Source organism: Streptomyces clavuligerus (assembly GCF_005519465.1).
Classification (GTDB): Bacteria; Actinomycetota; Actinomycetes; order Streptomycetales; family Streptomycetaceae; genus Streptomyces; species Streptomyces clavuligerus.
Genome location: NZ_CP027858.1, coordinates 3,195,265 through 3,210,628 on the forward strand (window position 1 = coordinate 3,195,265; position 15,364 = coordinate 3,210,628).

Annotated in this window: 10 protein-coding genes; 3 read left to right on the plus strand and 7 right to left on the minus strand. The window is 74.1% G+C overall.

The annotated features are described in order from the left end of the window. The first annotated feature begins 343 nt into the window (after positions 1–343). Complete coding sequence (locus CRV15_RS13395) at positions 344–2,590, plus strand: VWA domain-containing protein (protein WP_009996923.1); 2,247 nt, start codon at positions 344–346, stop codon at positions 2,588–2,590. Here the strand turns inward: CRV15_RS13395 and CRV15_RS13400 are convergent. Both CRV15_RS13400 and CRV15_RS13405 read right to left on the minus strand, forming a co-directional pair. Continuing rightward, entirely contained in the window at positions 2,571–3,821 is a 1,251-nt protein-coding gene (locus CRV15_RS13400) for a sensor histidine kinase (protein ID WP_003955395.1), read from the minus strand. The genes CRV15_RS13395 and CRV15_RS13400 overlap by 20 nt on opposite strands. 32 nt (positions 3,822–3,853) lie before the next feature. Next, complete coding sequence (locus CRV15_RS13405; RefSeq protein WP_003955394.1) at positions 3,854–4,507, minus strand: response regulator transcription factor; 654 nt, start codon at positions 4,505–4,507, stop codon at positions 3,854–3,856. Positions 4,508–4,661: 154 nt separating this feature from the next. Between CRV15_RS13405 and metG the strand changes: the two genes are divergently transcribed. Next, the gene (gene metG / locus CRV15_RS13410; protein WP_003955393.1) at positions 4,662–6,275 is read left to right on the plus strand and encodes a methionine--tRNA ligase; all 1,614 of its coding nucleotides are present in this window, start codon (positions 4,662–4,664) and stop codon (positions 6,273–6,275) included. A gap of 204 nt (positions 6,276–6,479) precedes the next feature. Here metG and CRV15_RS13420 read toward each other — a convergent pair whose 3' ends face one another. The 4 genes from CRV15_RS13420 to aspS all read right to left on the minus strand — a co-directional run bounded on the left by CRV15_RS13420 (position 6,480) and on the right by aspS (position 11,522). Continuing rightward, a complete protein-coding gene (locus CRV15_RS13420; protein ID WP_003961166.1) occupies positions 6,480–7,331 on the minus strand; it encodes a L,D-transpeptidase family protein in 852 nt (283 codons plus the stop codon). A 676-nt stretch (positions 7,332–8,007) separates the two neighbouring features. After that, positions 8,008–8,862, minus strand: coding sequence for a hypothetical protein (locus CRV15_RS13425; protein ID WP_003961165.1), 855 nt, complete (start codon positions 8,860–8,862; stop codon positions 8,008–8,010). Then, positions 8,837–9,430, minus strand: coding sequence for a SigE family RNA polymerase sigma factor (locus tag CRV15_RS13430; RefSeq protein WP_003955391.1), 594 nt, complete (start codon positions 9,428–9,430; stop codon positions 8,837–8,839). The genes CRV15_RS13425 and CRV15_RS13430 overlap by 26 nt, the downstream gene beginning before the upstream one ends. 310 nt (positions 9,431–9,740) lie before the next feature. After that, positions 9,741–11,522: an aspartate--tRNA ligase gene (aspS, locus tag CRV15_RS13435; RefSeq protein WP_003955389.1), complete on the minus strand. Its 1,782-nt coding sequence runs from the start codon at positions 11,520–11,522 to the stop codon at positions 9,741–9,743. Between the two features lie 256 nt (positions 11,523–11,778). Here aspS and CRV15_RS13440 point away from each other — a divergent pair, with 256 nt between their 5' ends. Further along, positions 11,779–13,971: an ATP-binding SpoIIE family protein phosphatase gene (locus tag CRV15_RS13440; RefSeq protein WP_003955388.1), complete on the plus strand. Its 2,193-nt coding sequence runs from the start codon at positions 11,779–11,781 to the stop codon at positions 13,969–13,971. 105 nt (positions 13,972–14,076) lie between these two features. Here CRV15_RS13440 and CRV15_RS13445 read toward each other — a convergent pair whose 3' ends face one another. Continuing rightward, positions 14,077–15,180, minus strand: a complete 1,104-nt coding sequence (locus CRV15_RS13445) for an AI-2E family transporter (RefSeq protein ID WP_003955387.1) — start codon at positions 15,178–15,180, stop codon at positions 14,077–14,079. Positions 15,181–15,364: the final 184 nt, after the last annotated feature.

A 15,364-nucleotide genomic window follows, 5' to 3' on the forward strand; every position in this document is an offset into this window, starting at 1 on the left:
CCGGGCGAGACGTTAGGGGTGAATCGGTGCGAAGTGGCGGACGCGGAGTGAACGCGGGATGAATCCCAGGATGAGAAGGGCGAATACCGGCCAGGCGGGTGTCGGGGGCCGGGGCCGTGCCGAGTCCGTGCCGGGGCGCGGGGTACGGGCGTCAGCTCCCGGGTGGGGTGCACCGCCCCTGCGGGGGATTGCGGCGGGTGGCGGCTAACCTTACGTGTCCGCCCTGGCCGGGACTGAGCACGGACACCCCGGGTACGCGTCACTGACGACCTGGTGTCCGGTACGGACGACCTGGTGCAAGTGCGGAGAAAACTCCACACAACCGATGCGAAAGGCCCCGCACATGGGCATTCGGAACTTGCTGCGCAAGGTGTTCCGCCGCGATCGTTCGGAGTCCGCCGAGGCGGGGGCGGCACCTTCCGTACCGCCCCAGTCCGACCGCGCGGAAGCCCCCGCCGGGGATGCCGTCGCGGAGGCCGCGGTGACGGGAGACGCATCGGATCCGGCCGGGCCCACGGTGTCGCGCACACCGGAGGACCGGGCGGCGGACCTGGTCTCGGCCGCGTTCGACACTCCTCAGGCCCGGCCCCGCGCCGCCTCGGTCCCGGCCCAGCTCCGCACCGAACCGACCCCGCCGGAGCCGCAGCCCACCGTCCCCGCGCAGAAGGCCACCCCCGAGCCCACCGCCGCCACCACGGGCGGGCCCGCGCCGGACAATGTGCCCGAGGCGGAGAACGAACCCGTGGCCGCCGGGGCGGCCGAGCCGAAGCCGGAGTCGGAATCGGAGCCGGAGACCGGTCGCGGGACGGCTGGGGCACCCGAGAGCGCTGCCCCCGAGACCGGGTCCGCTCCGGACGAAGCCGCTCCCGTGACGACCGGCCCGGTCGCCGAAGAGCCCGTACCCGTGGCGGAGGGGCCGGGTGCCCCGGAAGCCGCCCCCGAGGCCGGGGCCCGGACGGAGACCGCCGTCGCGGACGGGCCCGGGCCGGGCGCCGAGGCCGGAGCGCGGACCGGTACCGTCCTGGACGCGCCTGAGCCGGAGACCGACCGCGGGACAGCCGAGGTACCCGAGACCACCGCCACCGGGACCGGACCGGGCTCGGCAGTCGTCCCCGGCGCCGAGCCGGAGACGGCGGGCCTCGTCGCACCCGAGCCGGACACCGACCGGCAGGCGGCCGAAGCCCGCGGAAACACTCCGGACGAGACCGAGCCCGACAGCCCGGAGACCGCCCCCGGCGCCGAGCCGATGACCACGGGCACGACACGGACCACGCCCGAGGCCGACGCACCCGGCACGACCGGGACCGGGACGGGCCCCGAGGTCACTGGGCCGCAGGCCGGGGAGCCCGCCGCAGACGGCGGGAAGACGGCGGCCGAGACTGCCAAGAACGCTCGGAACGAGACCGGACCGGGCCCGGAAGCCGCCCCCGAGGCCGGGGCCCGGACCGAGACCGCCGCCACGGACGGGCCCGAGCCGGGCGCCGAGACCGCCCCGGAGGTCACCGGGCCGGAGGCCGAGCAGCCCGTCGCGGACGGTGGGGAGAGCGCGGCCGAGGCGCCCGACACCGCCGACAAGACCGGGCCGGGCACCGAGACCGCCCCCGAGGCCACCACCCCGCAGGCCGAGCAGCCCGTCGCGGGCAGCGGGGAGAGCGCGGCCGGAGTCGTTGACGCGTCCCGGTCGGCGGCCGAGGAGCGGAGCGAGCGGGAAGCGGAAGCAGGGCCCGGCGACGAGGCCGGGGAGCGGGCGCCCGCCACCCCGGCGGCAGCGGCGGCGGAAAGCACACCGGAAGCACAGCCCAGCGCCGAGGCGCCCACCTCAAGCCGCGTGGAGAGCGCCCCCCCGCCGCAGGCCGAGGAGCGGAGCGAGCGGGAAGCGGAAACCGAGCCCGGCGACGAGGACGAGGAGCGGGCGCCCGCCACCCTGGCGAGCACGCCCCGGCCACGGGCCGACATCGTGCCCGTGGGGCTCCGGCGGCGGTGGGCGGCCGCGGGGAAGGCGTTGGAGCGGGCCGGGGTCGCCGCGAAGGGCGACGCGCGGGTGTATCTCGTGCTCGACCGGTCGGGGTCGATGCGGCCGTACTACAAGGACGGCAGCGCCCAGAACCTCGGCGAGCGCGTGCTCGCCCTCGCCGCGCACCTCGACGAGGCCGCCCGGGTCGAGGTCGTCTTCTTCTCCACGGAGATCGACGGCACCGGCGAGCTGACGGCCACCGCCCACAGGGGCCGGATCGACGAGCTGCACGGCTCCCTCGGCCGGATGGGGCGCACCAGCTACCACCTGGCGGTCGAGGAGGTCCTCGCCCGGCACGCCAAGGCCGCCCCCGGCGCCCCCGCCCTCGTCGTCTTCCAGACCGACGGCGCGCCCGAGTCCAAGACCGCCGCCACCGCAGCGCTCGCCTCGGCGGCCACGGCCGAGCCGGGGATGTTCTGGCAGTTCGTGGCGTTCGGCGAGCGCGACGCCAAGGCGTTCGACTATCTGCGCCGGCTCGCCGCGCCCAACGCCGGGTTCTTCCACGCGGGCCCCGAGCCCGCCGCGCTGACGGACGCCGCGCTGTACGACGGGCTCCTCACGGCCTGGCGCCCCTGACCCCGTCCCCGGGCCCGCCTCCCCCGGCGGGCCCGGACAGCGGCAGCGACACCGTGACGGTCAGCCCGCCCCGGGGCCCGGGCCGGGCCGTCACCTCCCCGTCGTGGGCGTGGGCGATCGACCGGACGATGGAGAGTCCGAGACCGGCGCCGGGACCCATCCGGTCCCGGCCCTCCCCCCGCCGGAACGGTTCGAAGAGCGCCGGGACCTGGTCCCGTTCCACCACGGGGCCGGTGTTCTCCACGGTGAGCACCCCGCCCTCCACCCGCACGGACACCGTTCCGTCCGGCACGTTGTAGGCCACCGCGTTCGCCACCAGATTGCCCACGAGCCGCCCGAGCAGGGCCCGGTTCCCCCGGACCGGACCGGCGCGCACCACCCGCACGGCGGCGCCGCCCACCCCGTACCGGCCCGCCTCCTCCACGGCGACCCCGCCGAGGTCCACGTCCTCCCGGTCGTCCGCCGAACCGCCGAGCCCCCGCTCCCCCCGCGCCAGCGTCAGCAGCCCGTCGATCAGCCGCTCGCTGCGGAGATTGGCCTCCAGCAGGATCTCGCGCGTGGCCGCCACGTCCTCGGGGTGCTCCGGGTCGAGCCCCACCTGGATCGCGGCCCGCTGGGTGGCGAGCGGGGTCCGCAGCTCGTGCGAGGCGTTCGCGATGAACCGCCGCTGGCTGTCCATGACCCCCTCCAGCCGGGCGAGCAGCGCGTCCAGCGTGTCCCCCAGCTCCTTCAGCTCGTCGTCGGGGCCGCTCGCCGCGATCCGTTCGCCCAGATTGCGTTCCGACAGCCGCCGGGCCCTCGCCGTCATCTCATGGACGGGCCGCAGCACCCGCCCCGCGGTCCACCAGCCCACGACGACCGCGCACAGCGCCGTCGCCAGCAGCCCGGTGAACGACCAGAAGAGCAGTTGCCCGGCGGCGGCGTCGCTCACCGTCCCGGTCAGCCGGGCCAGCTCACCGCCCCCCACCGGGTCGGCCCCCGCGATGGGCACGGGCACCGGCCCCGGGGAGCCCTCCGCCCGGCGGGCGATCTCCGCCGCCTCCGACGCCGTCCCGGCCCGGGCGAACAGGTTGACCAGCGCCAGCAGCACCCCGCCGAGCACCAGGAAGGCCACCCCGTAGACCAGCGCGATCCGCAGCCGGATGGCGGAGCCCGGCCCGAGCCGCCCGGGTCCGACGTGCGACGGCCCGCCGCGCGACGGACCGCCGCCGCGGCGACCGCCGCCGGACATCCGCGACCCCGGCCGCCCGGGGGTCCGTCCCGTCACAGCCGGTACCCCACACCCTGCACCGTCCCGATCAACGGCGGCTCCCCCAGCTTCGCCCGCAACTTGCTCATGCAGACCCGTACCGCGCCCGTGAACGGGTCGGTGTGCACGTCCCACGCCCGTTCCAGCAGCTCCTCCGCCGAGACGGTCGCGCCGTCCGCCTCCAGCAGCAACTGGAGCACCGAGAACTCCTTCGGCGACAGATCCAGCGCCCGGCCCTCCCGCTCGGCGGCGCGGCGGGCGGGGTCCAGCCGTATCCCCCGCCGCTCCAGCAGCGGCGGCACGGGGCGGGCGCTGCGCCGCCGCAGCGCGCGGACCCGGGAGACCAGCTCGGGGAAGTCGAAGGGCTTCCCCAGATAGTCGTCCGCCCCCAGGTCGAGCCCCGCCACCCGCTCCCGCGCGGCCGTGGCCGCCGTCAGCATCAGAATCCGGGTGCGCGCGGCGGCGGCGACGAGCGCGCGGGCGACCTCGTCCCCGTGCAGCCCGGGCAGATCGCGGTCGAGGACGACCACGTCGTAGTCGTACAGCCCCAGCCATTCCAGCGCCTCGTCGCCCCGGTGCACGGTGTCCACGGCGAAACCGGCCCGCCGCAGCCCGGTGGCGACCAGTGCCGCCAGCGCCCTCTCGTCCTCGGCGACCAGAATCCGCATCCGCGTCCCGCCCCTTTCCCTCGTCCTGCCCCGTACCCCCGATCCTCCGCCCGCTTTTCGGTATCCGCTCCGCCGCCCCCCCGTTCACAGGTGAGCGTTCCGGGTGGGCGTTCACGGGTGAGACGGACTTCCGGAGACCAGTAGGATTTCGCCCATGGCGGCCACTGGATACGAGAAGCAGGGGGCGGCGTACTACGTCACGACCCCCATTTACTACGTCAACGACGCTCCTCACCTGGGCCACGCCTATACGACCGTCGCAGGCGACGTGCTCACCCGCTGGCACCGCCAGCGCGGTGAGAAGGTGTGGTACCTCACCGGCACGGACGAGCACGGTCAGAAGATCATGCGCACGGCCGAGACGCATGGCGTCACCCCCCAGGAATGGTGCGACAAACTCGTCTCGGAGGCGTGGAAGCCGCTCTGGGAGCACCTGGACATCGCGAACGACGATTTCATCCGGACCACCGAGAAGCGGCACACGGACCGGGTGAAGGAGTTCGTCCAGGATCTCTACGACAAGGGCGAGATCTACAAGGGCGGCTATGAGGGCCCGTACTGCGTCGGCTGCGAGGAGTACAAGCTCCCCGGCGATCTGATCGACGGCGAGGGCGAGTACGCGGGGCAGAAGCTCTGCCCCATCCACAAGAAGCCGGTGGAACTCCTCAAGGAGGAGAACTACTTCTTCAAGCTGAGCGAGTACGGCCCGAAGCTGCTGGAGCTGTACGAGTCGAACCCGGGCTTCATCCAGCCCGAGTCCGCCCGCAACGAGGTCGTGAACTTCGTCAAGCAGGGGCTCCAGGACCTGTCGATCTCCCGGTCGACGTTCGACTGGGGCGTGAAGGTGCCGTGGGACGAGAAGCACGTGATCTACGTGTGGATCGACGCGCTGCTCAACTACGCCACCGCCGTCGGCTACAACGAGAACCCGGAGAAGTTCGCCTCGACCTTCCCGGCGAACGTGCACCTCGTCGGCAAGGACATCCTGCGCTTCCACGCGATCATCTGGCCCGCGATGCTGATGGCGAACGGGCTGCCGGTGCCGGGCCGCGTCGCCGCCAACGGCTGGCTGATGGTCGGCGGCGAGAAGATGTCGAAGTCCAATCTGACCGGCATCAAGCCGCAGGACCTGACCTCGCACTTCGGCGTCGACGCCTACCGCTGGTACTTCCTGCGCGCGATCTCGTTCGGCCAGGACGGCTCGTTCTCCTGGGAGGACTTCAGCGTCCGCTACACCAGCGAGCTGGCGAACGACTACGGCAACCTGGCCTCCCGGGTCGCCGCCATGGTCGGCAAGTACTTCGGCGGCTCGCTGCCGGAGGCCACCGCGGCCGGCGAGGCGGAGCGCGCGGTCCAGGAGGGCCTGGCGAAGGCCGTCGCCGAGGCCGACCGGAAGATCGGCGACGAGATCGACTTCCAGGGCGGCATCCTCGCCGTCTTCGACTTCGTCAAGCAGGTCAACGGGTATCTGACCGAGCAGGAGCCGTGGAAGGTCGCCAAGGACACCTCGCCCGAGGGGCAGGCCCGGCTGGCGACGATCCTCTACACGGCCGCCGAGGCGCTGCGCGGTGTCGCGGTGCTGCTGAACCCGGTGATGCCGCGGACCTCGCAGGCGCTGTGGGACTCGCTGGGCGCCGAGGCCGCGCTCGGCGCCCTCGCCGAGCAGCGGGTGCAGGACGCCGGTACGTGGGGGCTGCTGCCCGCCGGGGCGACGGTGACCAAGGGCGCGGTGCTCTTCCCGCGGCTTGAGGAGAAGAAGGACCAGTAGCCGCCGCTCGTCGGCCGACAGGCTTGAGGCCGCGGCCCCGGGGATGTCCCGGGGCCGCGGCCTCAGTCGTGCGCGGGCGCCGCCGGACGCACGGAATCCGTGCCGGAGGCGCGGCGGTCGGCGGCAGCAGCAGTCGAACGGGGGGCAGCGGCAGCGGCAGCGGCAGCGGCAGCGGCAGCGGCAGCGGCAGCGGTCGAACGGCGGTCAGCGGGCCAGGGTCGTCTCCGGACCCATGGCGATCACCGGCCGTGCGCCGGGGTCGAGCTTCCGCAGCAGTTCGGCGACCTTCGTCCGGGCGACCGCTATACAGCCCCGGGTGGCGCCGCCGTGGTCGGCGTGAATCCAGATGCCCCGGCCCTTGCCGAGGCCGAGCGGGGTCTCCCAGTCGAGCGGGGTCCGACCGGGGACGCGGTTGTAGTTGATCGCGACGACATGGTCGAAGGCCCCGGTCAGCGGCTCGCCGTCGAAGTTGGTCCCGGGCGGCGCCTGGAACGCCGGGCCCCGGTCGTAGGGCAGCTCGGTGCCCGGGTCGGGCAGCAGCCCGCCCGCGTCGGTGAGCCCGTAGACGCCGGTGGGCGAGCGCAGGTCGTCCATCCGGTGGTCGTCGGTCCAGCCCTTGAGCGCGTTGCGGGCGGGCCAGGGCCCGGCGGTGCGCCGCCAGCCCTCGGCGGGGTGCCGCTCCCAGAGGGCGGCGGTGGAGCGGTTGGCACCCGCCCCGTCGGCGCTGACGACGAAGACCTGGCGGGTGCGCTGCCCGACGCGGGCCATGGTCCGGGGGCCGAGGCCGGGTATCGCGAGGCGCGGCCTGTCGTCCCCGGCACGGACCCGGGCACCGGCCCCGCCCGCGGCGGCGGCCTTCCGGTCGGAGACGGCCTCCGGCTTCCCTCCGGGCGGTCCGGAGGGTCCGGACGACCGAGGGGGCTCCGCCGCGGGGCGGACCCCACCGGCACCGGCCGAGCAGCCGGTGAGCAGCGCCGCCGCCGCGAGCCCGGCGGCGAGGGCGGCACGGGCACGGACCCGCGCGGGGAGGGGGACGGACGGAGTGCGTGCGGACACGATCGGTCCTCTTCTCATCGAGTGGCAACGAGCTGCAACGAGCTGCATCAAGTCGTCGGGCGGCGGACCTCCGGGGCGGCGGGCCCCGGGGCCCCTTGCTGGGCACCCGGTCCGTCAGCGCCTCAGGCCGTCGGGCCGACGGGGCCGGTGCTGCGGGGCCGGGGCCACCGGCTTGCGGGCCGTCACGGCCCCGGCCCGCCACCGGGCCGCCGGAGCCACCGGGAATCAGGGCCCCGGGACGCCGGGGTCGCGAGCCGTCGGGCCCGGGACGCCGGGGGCGGATGGTCGACCGCCCCTGGCATTCCAGGCCACCGGCCCACCGGCCCACCGAAGCCATCGGGCGCCGTGCCCCTGGTCGGGACCCGACCCACCGCCGGAGCCAGCGGACCTCACGGCCCCGGGCCGTCGAGACCCTGGGCGCTGGCGCTCCGGCCCCGGGCTCCCGGCCGTCGGGCCCCGTTCCGTCGGGCCCCGTTCCGCCGGGGCGGCCCACCGTCCGGGACGGTCATGGTCCCGCGTGGAGCCGACGCCACCGTCCCCGGGCCACCGGGCATCACGGACCCGGGCCGGGACCCGGACCGCGGGGGCCCGCCCCCGTTCCGCCGGGGCGGAGTCCGGGACGGCCACCGGGCACCCGGCCCATCAGGCCCCCGCACCCGTCAGGGCGTCCCGGCCGTCAGGGCGTCCGGGGCGGCTGCCGGTCCGGGGCCGAGCCGGAGCGGCCGTCCGCCGTGCCCGAGGTGCTCTTCTCGTCCGCTCCCCCGGGTGCGGACGCGGTGGGCGCGGACACGCCGCCTTCCTGGGGGAAGCGCGCGCTGTCGGCCACCGACCGAACCCTGGTCATCGTGGCGGTGGAGGTCTTCTCCCCGGCGCAGACCTGGATGACGGCGCCGAGGCCGCCCGATGCCCTCTCGACGGCGAAGCTCTTCATGTACGACCGGGTGCCGCCGATCTGCTCGCAGAAGCCGTCCACGTACTCCGAGCGCTGGAAGGGCTGGCCATTCCAGGTCTCCGCCACCGCCTTGAACCCCGACACCCTGATGAGCACATCCCGCTCCCCCAGCCGCTTCAACGGGGGACAGGCGCCCTCGTCCACCGGGACACAGGACGGGGGCCGGGCGGTGAGCCGCTGGGTGCCGAGGAAGCCCCCGGGCTCCACGAGCGGCGCGTAGTCCCGGCCGACCTCCAGGGCGTGCCAGGCCGCGGGCGCCTTCAGGGTGAGCCCTTCCAGGCCGTTGAACCGCACCTCCCGGTCCTCGGGCGTCATCAGCGGGGGGGGCGCGGCGGGCGGCACCGACTGCCGCACCCCGCCCGGGTCGCCCTGGAGCGCGTGCGGCACCAGAAGCCCCGTCACCGCCAGCGCGGACATCGTCACCAGCACCGCCCCCGCCCGGCGGCGTCTGTTGCGGACGACGCGGGCCCGGATCTGGCCGACGCGCCCCTCGGGGGCGGTCAGCCGGGGGGTGCCCAGCTCCAGCAGGGTGCGCAGATCGTGTTCGGCGCGCTCAAGCGGATCGCGCGTAGCTGCCATCGATGCTCTCCTCCTTCGCGTCATCACTGTCGGACGCCATGCCCGGGACGCTCGCCCGCAGGGAGCGCAGGGCCTTGGCCGACTGGCTCTTGACCGTGCCCGGGGCGCAGCCCAGGGTCGCGGCCGTCTCCTCGACGCTCAGATCCTCGAAGTAGCGCAGGACGACCACCGCGCGCTGCCGCACCGGCAGGGCGCGGACGGCGGCGGCGAGCGACTGCTCCAGGTCCACCGAGGCGTAGGCGTCGGCGGCCCCGACCGCGTCGGGCAGCTCCCCGTGGGGGACCTCGCCGCGCCAGCGGCGGCGCCACCAGCTCGCGTGGGTGTGCACGAGCGCCTTGCGCACATACGCCTCGGGGCTGTCGGTGGCGATCCGCTGCCACTTGGGCCACACCTTCGCCAGCACCGTCTGGAGCAGGTCCTCGGCGAGATGGGCGTCTCCGGTCAGCAGCCACGCCACTCTGAGCAGCCGCGGCCCCCGTGCGGCGACGAAGGTCTCGAAGTCCCCGCCGCCGCCGCTCCCGGCGCCGCTGCTGCCACCGGCACCACCGCTGTCGCCGAAGGATCGCATCCCACCGCCCCCGCCCCGGGTCTGTCCTCCGTTGGTCACATCTGGAGAACGCGGTGGAGCGGGGGGCCGGTTGCCCGCCCGCCGTGATTTCCCGGAACGGACCGCGATCCCCGGAACGGACCATGATCCCCAGGACGGACCGCGATCCCGAGGACGAGCCGTGCGGTCCCGGAACGAAGCCGTGCGGTCCCGCAACGAAACGGCCCCGGGCCCGTACCGAGGTGGTCGGTACGGGCCCGGGGCGGACGGCTCCCCGTCGGCGCGGCGGTCCGGCGGCGGGCGCCGGTGCGTCACAGCGGGGGCGGCGGGGTCACTCCGCGGCGGAGTTCTTCCCGGCCGGCGGCTTGCGCAGGGCGATGTTCAGCTCGCGGAGACGGGACTCCTCCAGCACGCTCGGGGCGCCCATCATCAGGTCCTGCGCGTTGCCGTTGAGCGGGAACGCGATCGTCTCGCGGATGTTCGGCTCGTCGGCGAGCAGCATCACGATGCGGTCGACGCCGGGGGCGATGCCGCCGTGCGGCGGGGCGCCCAGACGGAAGGCGCGGAGCATGCCCGCGAACTCGCGCTCGACCGTCTCCCGCTCGTACCCGGCGATCTCGAACGCCTTGAGCATGATCTCGGGCTCGTGGTTCCGGATGGCGCCGGAGGACAGCTCGATGCCGTTGCAGACGATGTCGTACTGCCAGGCGAGGATGTCCAGCGGGTCCTTCTCCTCCAGGTCCTTCATCCCGCCCTGCGGCATGGAGAAGGGGTTGTGGGAGAAGTCGATCTTCCCGGTCTCCTCGTCCTTCTCGTACATCGGGAAGTCCACGATCCAGCAGAACCGGAAGACGCCCTCCTCGAAGTGGCCGGAGCGCTTGGCGGCCTCGACCCGGACCGCGCCCATGATCTTGGAGACCTCGGCGGCCTCGCCCGCGCCGAAGAACACGGCGTGCCCGGCGGCCAGGCCCAGACGCTCGGTGAGGACCTTGACGTTCTCCTCGGTGAGGAACTTGGCGATCGGGCCGGAGAGCGTCCCGTCCTCCGCGACCCGGACCCAGGCCAGGCCCTTGGCGCCCTGCTCGACGGCGTACTCGCCGAGCTGGTCGAAGAACTTGCGCGGCTGGGCGGAGACGTCCGGCACCGGCAGCGCGCGGACGTGCTTGCCCGCGAACGCCTTGAACGCGGAGCCCTCGAAGACATCGGTGATGTCCACCAGCTCCAGCCGGGCGCGGAGGTCCGGCTTGTCGGAGCCGTACTTCAGCATCGCCTCGCGGAACGGAATCCGCGGGAACGGCGAGGTGACATGGCGACCGCCGCCGAACTCCTCGAACAGCTCCGTCATCAGCTTCTCGACGGGCTGGAACACGTCCTCCTGCTCGACGAAGCTCATCTCCACGTCGAGCTGGTAGAACTCGCCGGGCGAGCGGTCGGCGCGGGCGTCCTCGTCCCGGAAGCAGGGCGCGATCTGGAAGTAGCGGTCGAAGCCCGCGATCATCAGAAGCTGCTTGAACTGCTGCGGGGCCTGCGGCAGCGCGTAGAACTTGCCCGGGTTGAGCCGGGAGGGGACCACGAAGTCGCGCGCGCCCTCGGGGGAGGTCGCGGCGAGGATCGGCGTCGCCATCTCGTTGAAGCCGAGGGCGGTCATCTTGTGCCGGATGGCGGAGATGACGGCGGTGCGCAGCATGATGTTGCGGTGCATGCGCTCACGGCGCAGGTCGAGGAAGCGGTACTCCAGCCGGCGCTCCTCGTTGACCCCGTCGTCGGCGTTGATCGTGAACGGGATCTGCTGGGCGGCGCCCAGCACCTCGATCCCGGTGACCTCGATCTCGATCTCACCGGTGGGCAGCTCGGGGTTGACGTTGTCCGCGCCCCGGCCGACGACCGTGCCGTCGACGCGGACGACGGTCTCCTTGGTGAGGTGGCTCAGCGCCTCGTTGGCCGCGGTGCCCGGGCGGGCCACCAGCTGGGTGATGCCGTAGTGGTCGCGGAGATCGATGAAGAGGATGCCGCCCAGGTCTCGGCGATTGTGCAGCCAGCCGCTCAGCCGGACGTCCGTGGAGACGTCAGAGGCGCGGAGCTCGCCGCAGGTGTGGGACCTGTACCGATGCATCTTCGTTCATCCAGTCTTGGTGATTTTGTTCAGGAGCCGGGCCCGTCCAGGTTACCGCCCGCCCCCGAACCGGCCCACTGGCATAGACACGTCACTCACCGCGTCGCACCACCGGACCCCGCCGCGGCACGGCGCCCGCCCCGGTCCGCCTGTCGCGCACCCCCGATATCCCCAGGGGATCGCGGGTGCGATCCCGTGTCCCCCGTGGGTGGTACCGGACGGGTGACCCGCCCGCGGATCGGAATAAAGTGAGGCAATGCGCACCGAGGACGTCCTGGCCGCCATCGCGACCGGCCTGTGGCGGTGGGACAACGCAGCCGGGACGGTCACCCTCGACGCGGAGGCCGCCCGGCTGCTTGAGCTGCCCGACTCCCGTCTCTGCCCGGAGTCCGAGGTCCGGGCCCGTTTCCACCCCGTCGACTGGAACGAGATCAACGGCGTGATCTCGCTCGCCATCGCCGAGGGGACGCTGGCCGAGGGCCGGCTGCGGGTGGTCGACGACGAGGGCCGGGTGCTGCGCACGGTGCGCGTCCGCTCCAAGCCGGTGCTGCACAACGGCTCCTACCTCCTGGACGGCACCCTCCAGGAGGTCGCCGAGCCCACCGAGGGCACGGCGGCCCGCACCCCCATCACCGGCGACTGGCGCCGCTCCCGCGAGGCGTTCCTGCTGGACGCGGGACGGGCACTGGCCGAGGCGCGGTCCACGGCCGAGGTGCTGCGGGTGGCGGCCTCGCTCTCCATGCCGGGGTTCTCGCCCGACGGGCTCGCGGTCTTCGGCGCGGCGGGCGACCGGCTGACGATCACCGGTCAGCACGGGCACCAGAGCGCGGACGGCGACCCCTTCAGCAATATGCGGCTGGACACCGACCACCCGGCGGCCGAGGTGGTGCGCACCGGGCGGGCGGTCTATCTGCCCAGCCCGGAGGAGTACAACCGCCGCTACCCGACGAGCTGGCCGCTGGCGCAGCGGCTGGGCCGGCAGTCCTGGGCCTATCTGCCGCTGACCGTCGCGGGCCGCACGATGGGCGCCTGGCTGGCGGCCTTCCGGCACCCGGTGGCCTTCACCCCCGACGAGCGGTCCGTGCTCACCACGGTCGCGCGGATGCTGGCGCAGGCGCTCACCCGGGCGGGGACCGCCGAGTCGGAACGGGAACTCTCCCTGGGGCTCCAGCGCTCGATGATGCCGGTCATCGGGCCCGCCATCCCGGGCATGGAGGTGGCGGGCCGCTATGTGCCGACCGGCGGCGGGCTCCAGGTCGGCGGCGACTGGTACGACATGATCCCGCTGCCGTCCGGCCGGATGGCCCTGGTCATCGGGGATGTCCAGGGGCACGACGTCCGGGCCGCCGGGCTGATGGGGCAGTTGCGGATCGCGCTGCGGGCGTACGCGTCCGAGGGGCACCGGCCCGACGCGGTGCTCTCGCGCGCCTCCCGCTTCCTGCACGGCATCACCGATGGGCACGGCAAGGCCGACCACTCCCTGCCCCGCTTCGCGACCTGCCTCTATCTGGAGGTGGACCCGGCCTCCGGCGGGGTGGAGATCGCCCGGGCCGGGCACCCCGAGCCCGCCGTGCGGATGGCCGACGGCACGGTACTGGTGCGCCCCACCGAGGGCGGGCTGCCGCTGGGCATCGACCCCGACTCGGACTATCCGACCACCCGGCTGACGCTGGAGCCCGGGGAAACGATGATGATCTGCACCGACGGTCTGCTGGAGACCGGCGGACACGATCTGGACACCGGCTGGGAGCGGCTGCGCCGGGTGCTGGAGAACCCGTCCGGTCAGTCCCTGGAGGAGCTGGCCGACGCGCTGGTCCAGGCCGTGCACGGGCCGTCCTCCCACTACACCACCGGGCCGCTGGCCGACCGGCGGGAGGACGACGTGGCCCTGGTGCTGCTCTCCCGGGTGCCCGATCCCACGGGGGCGCTCCGGGAGCCCCCGCGGCGCACCGCGATGACCGTCGCGCAGGCCGAGCCGGAGAAGATCGCCGTCGCCCGCCGTCAGGTGCGCGGGCTGCTGCACGACTGGGCCGATCCCGAGCAGGTCGACGCGGCGGTGCTCATGGTCTCCGAGACGGTCACCAACGTCCTGGTGCACACCGACGGCAACGCCCTGCTGGTCGCCGAGGTGACCTGCGGCGACGGTGCCCGGCGGCTGCGGGTGGAGGTCTCCGACGCGAGCGACGACCTGCCGCACAAGCGGCGCCCGGGGGAGCTGGCTTCCTCCGGGCGGGGGCTGGTGCTGATGGAGATGCTGTCGGACGCGTGGGGGGTGGACCCGCGGGGCGAGGGCAAGTCGATCTGGTTCGAGCTGCGGGAGTCCGGCACGGCGGGCGCGGGCGGGGCGGCGGCGGGCCCGCGGGCGACGGGGGAGACGGAAGCGACGGAGAGGGCGGCGGAGGCGGAGACGGACCTCACCGATCTGCTGGAACGCTTCGGCGAGGGGTGAGGCGGCGGGGCGGCGGGGGTCAGCTCGGCCCGCCGGAGGAACCGCTGCCGGCGGGACCGTCAGGAGTCGGCGCGACCGGAGAAGCCGGAGGAACCGGCGGGACCGTCAGGAGTCGGCGGGACCGGCGGAACTGCCGGGACCGTCAGGACTGTCAGGACCGGAGGAGGACGCGGCCCCCGTCCCCGTATAACGCTCCCTGAGCACCCCGATCACCCCGAACGCCGCCGCGACCACCGGCACCGCGAGCAGCATCCCGAGGATGCCCGCCACCCCGGCCCCCGCCGTGATCGCCAGCATCACCACCGCCGGATGCATCTGCACCGTCCGGCTCTGGATCATCGGCTGAAGCACATGCCCCTCCAGTACCTGGACGGCGAGCACCACTCCCAGCGCCCAGAGCGCGATCACCCACCCCCGGTCGGCGAGCGCGACCAGCACCGCCACCGCGCCGGAGATGAAGGCCCCCAGATAGGGGATGTACGCCCCCACGAACACCAGCGCGCCCAGGCCCACCGCGCCGGGCACCCGCAGGACCAGCAGTCCGACGGTGATCAGGAGCGCGTCGATGAGGGCGATGAAGGTCGTGCCGCGCATGAAGCCCTCGACCGCCTCGAAGGCCCGGCGGCCCATCTCCTCGACCATCTGTCCGCTGTGCCCGGGGGCGACGGAGTGCGCGAGCTTCGAGGCCCGGTCGGAGTCCCGCAGAAAGAAGAAGATCAGCAGCAGCGCCAGCACCGCCGTGGCGATCCCCTGGCCGACCACGCTCAGCCCGCTGATCACCCCGGACGCGGCCGTGCCGCCGAACTTCGCCAGCAGTTCCTTCGCGTTGACGGCCAGATCCGCCAGCGAGGTCCCCGCGGCCCCGAAGTGCTCGGTGATCCCCATGGCGGCGTCCCGCAGCGAGGCGAGGATCTGCGGACCGTTGTCGATGAGCGCCTTCACGACGACGTACATCGCCCCGCCCACCACGCACACCACGGCCGCGCAGGTCAGTCCGGCCGCCAGCGAGGCGCTCACCTTCATCGCGCGCAGCCGCCGGTAGAACGGTCCGAGCAGCGCGGTCCCGAGCAGCGCGAGCAGGACGGGGGTCACCGCGATCCGGAAGGTCTGCACCAGCCAGAGGGCGACCGCGCCGACACCCGCGAGCAGCAGGATGACGGCGCACCACGCGGCGAGTCGCCGCACCGGCTCGGGCAGCAGGGTGTGCACGCCCCCACCCGACCACGGCGCGGGGGCTGCGGCGCGTACTGGCCGCCCGTACGGGTGACGGACGCGGGTGCCACGGACGCGGGTGCACGGACGCGAAACGGGAGGCGCAGGTACCGCGGACGGCACGGACAGCACGGGCGCGACGGATGTGGCACGGGGACGGCGCGGGAAGGGCACGGCGAAG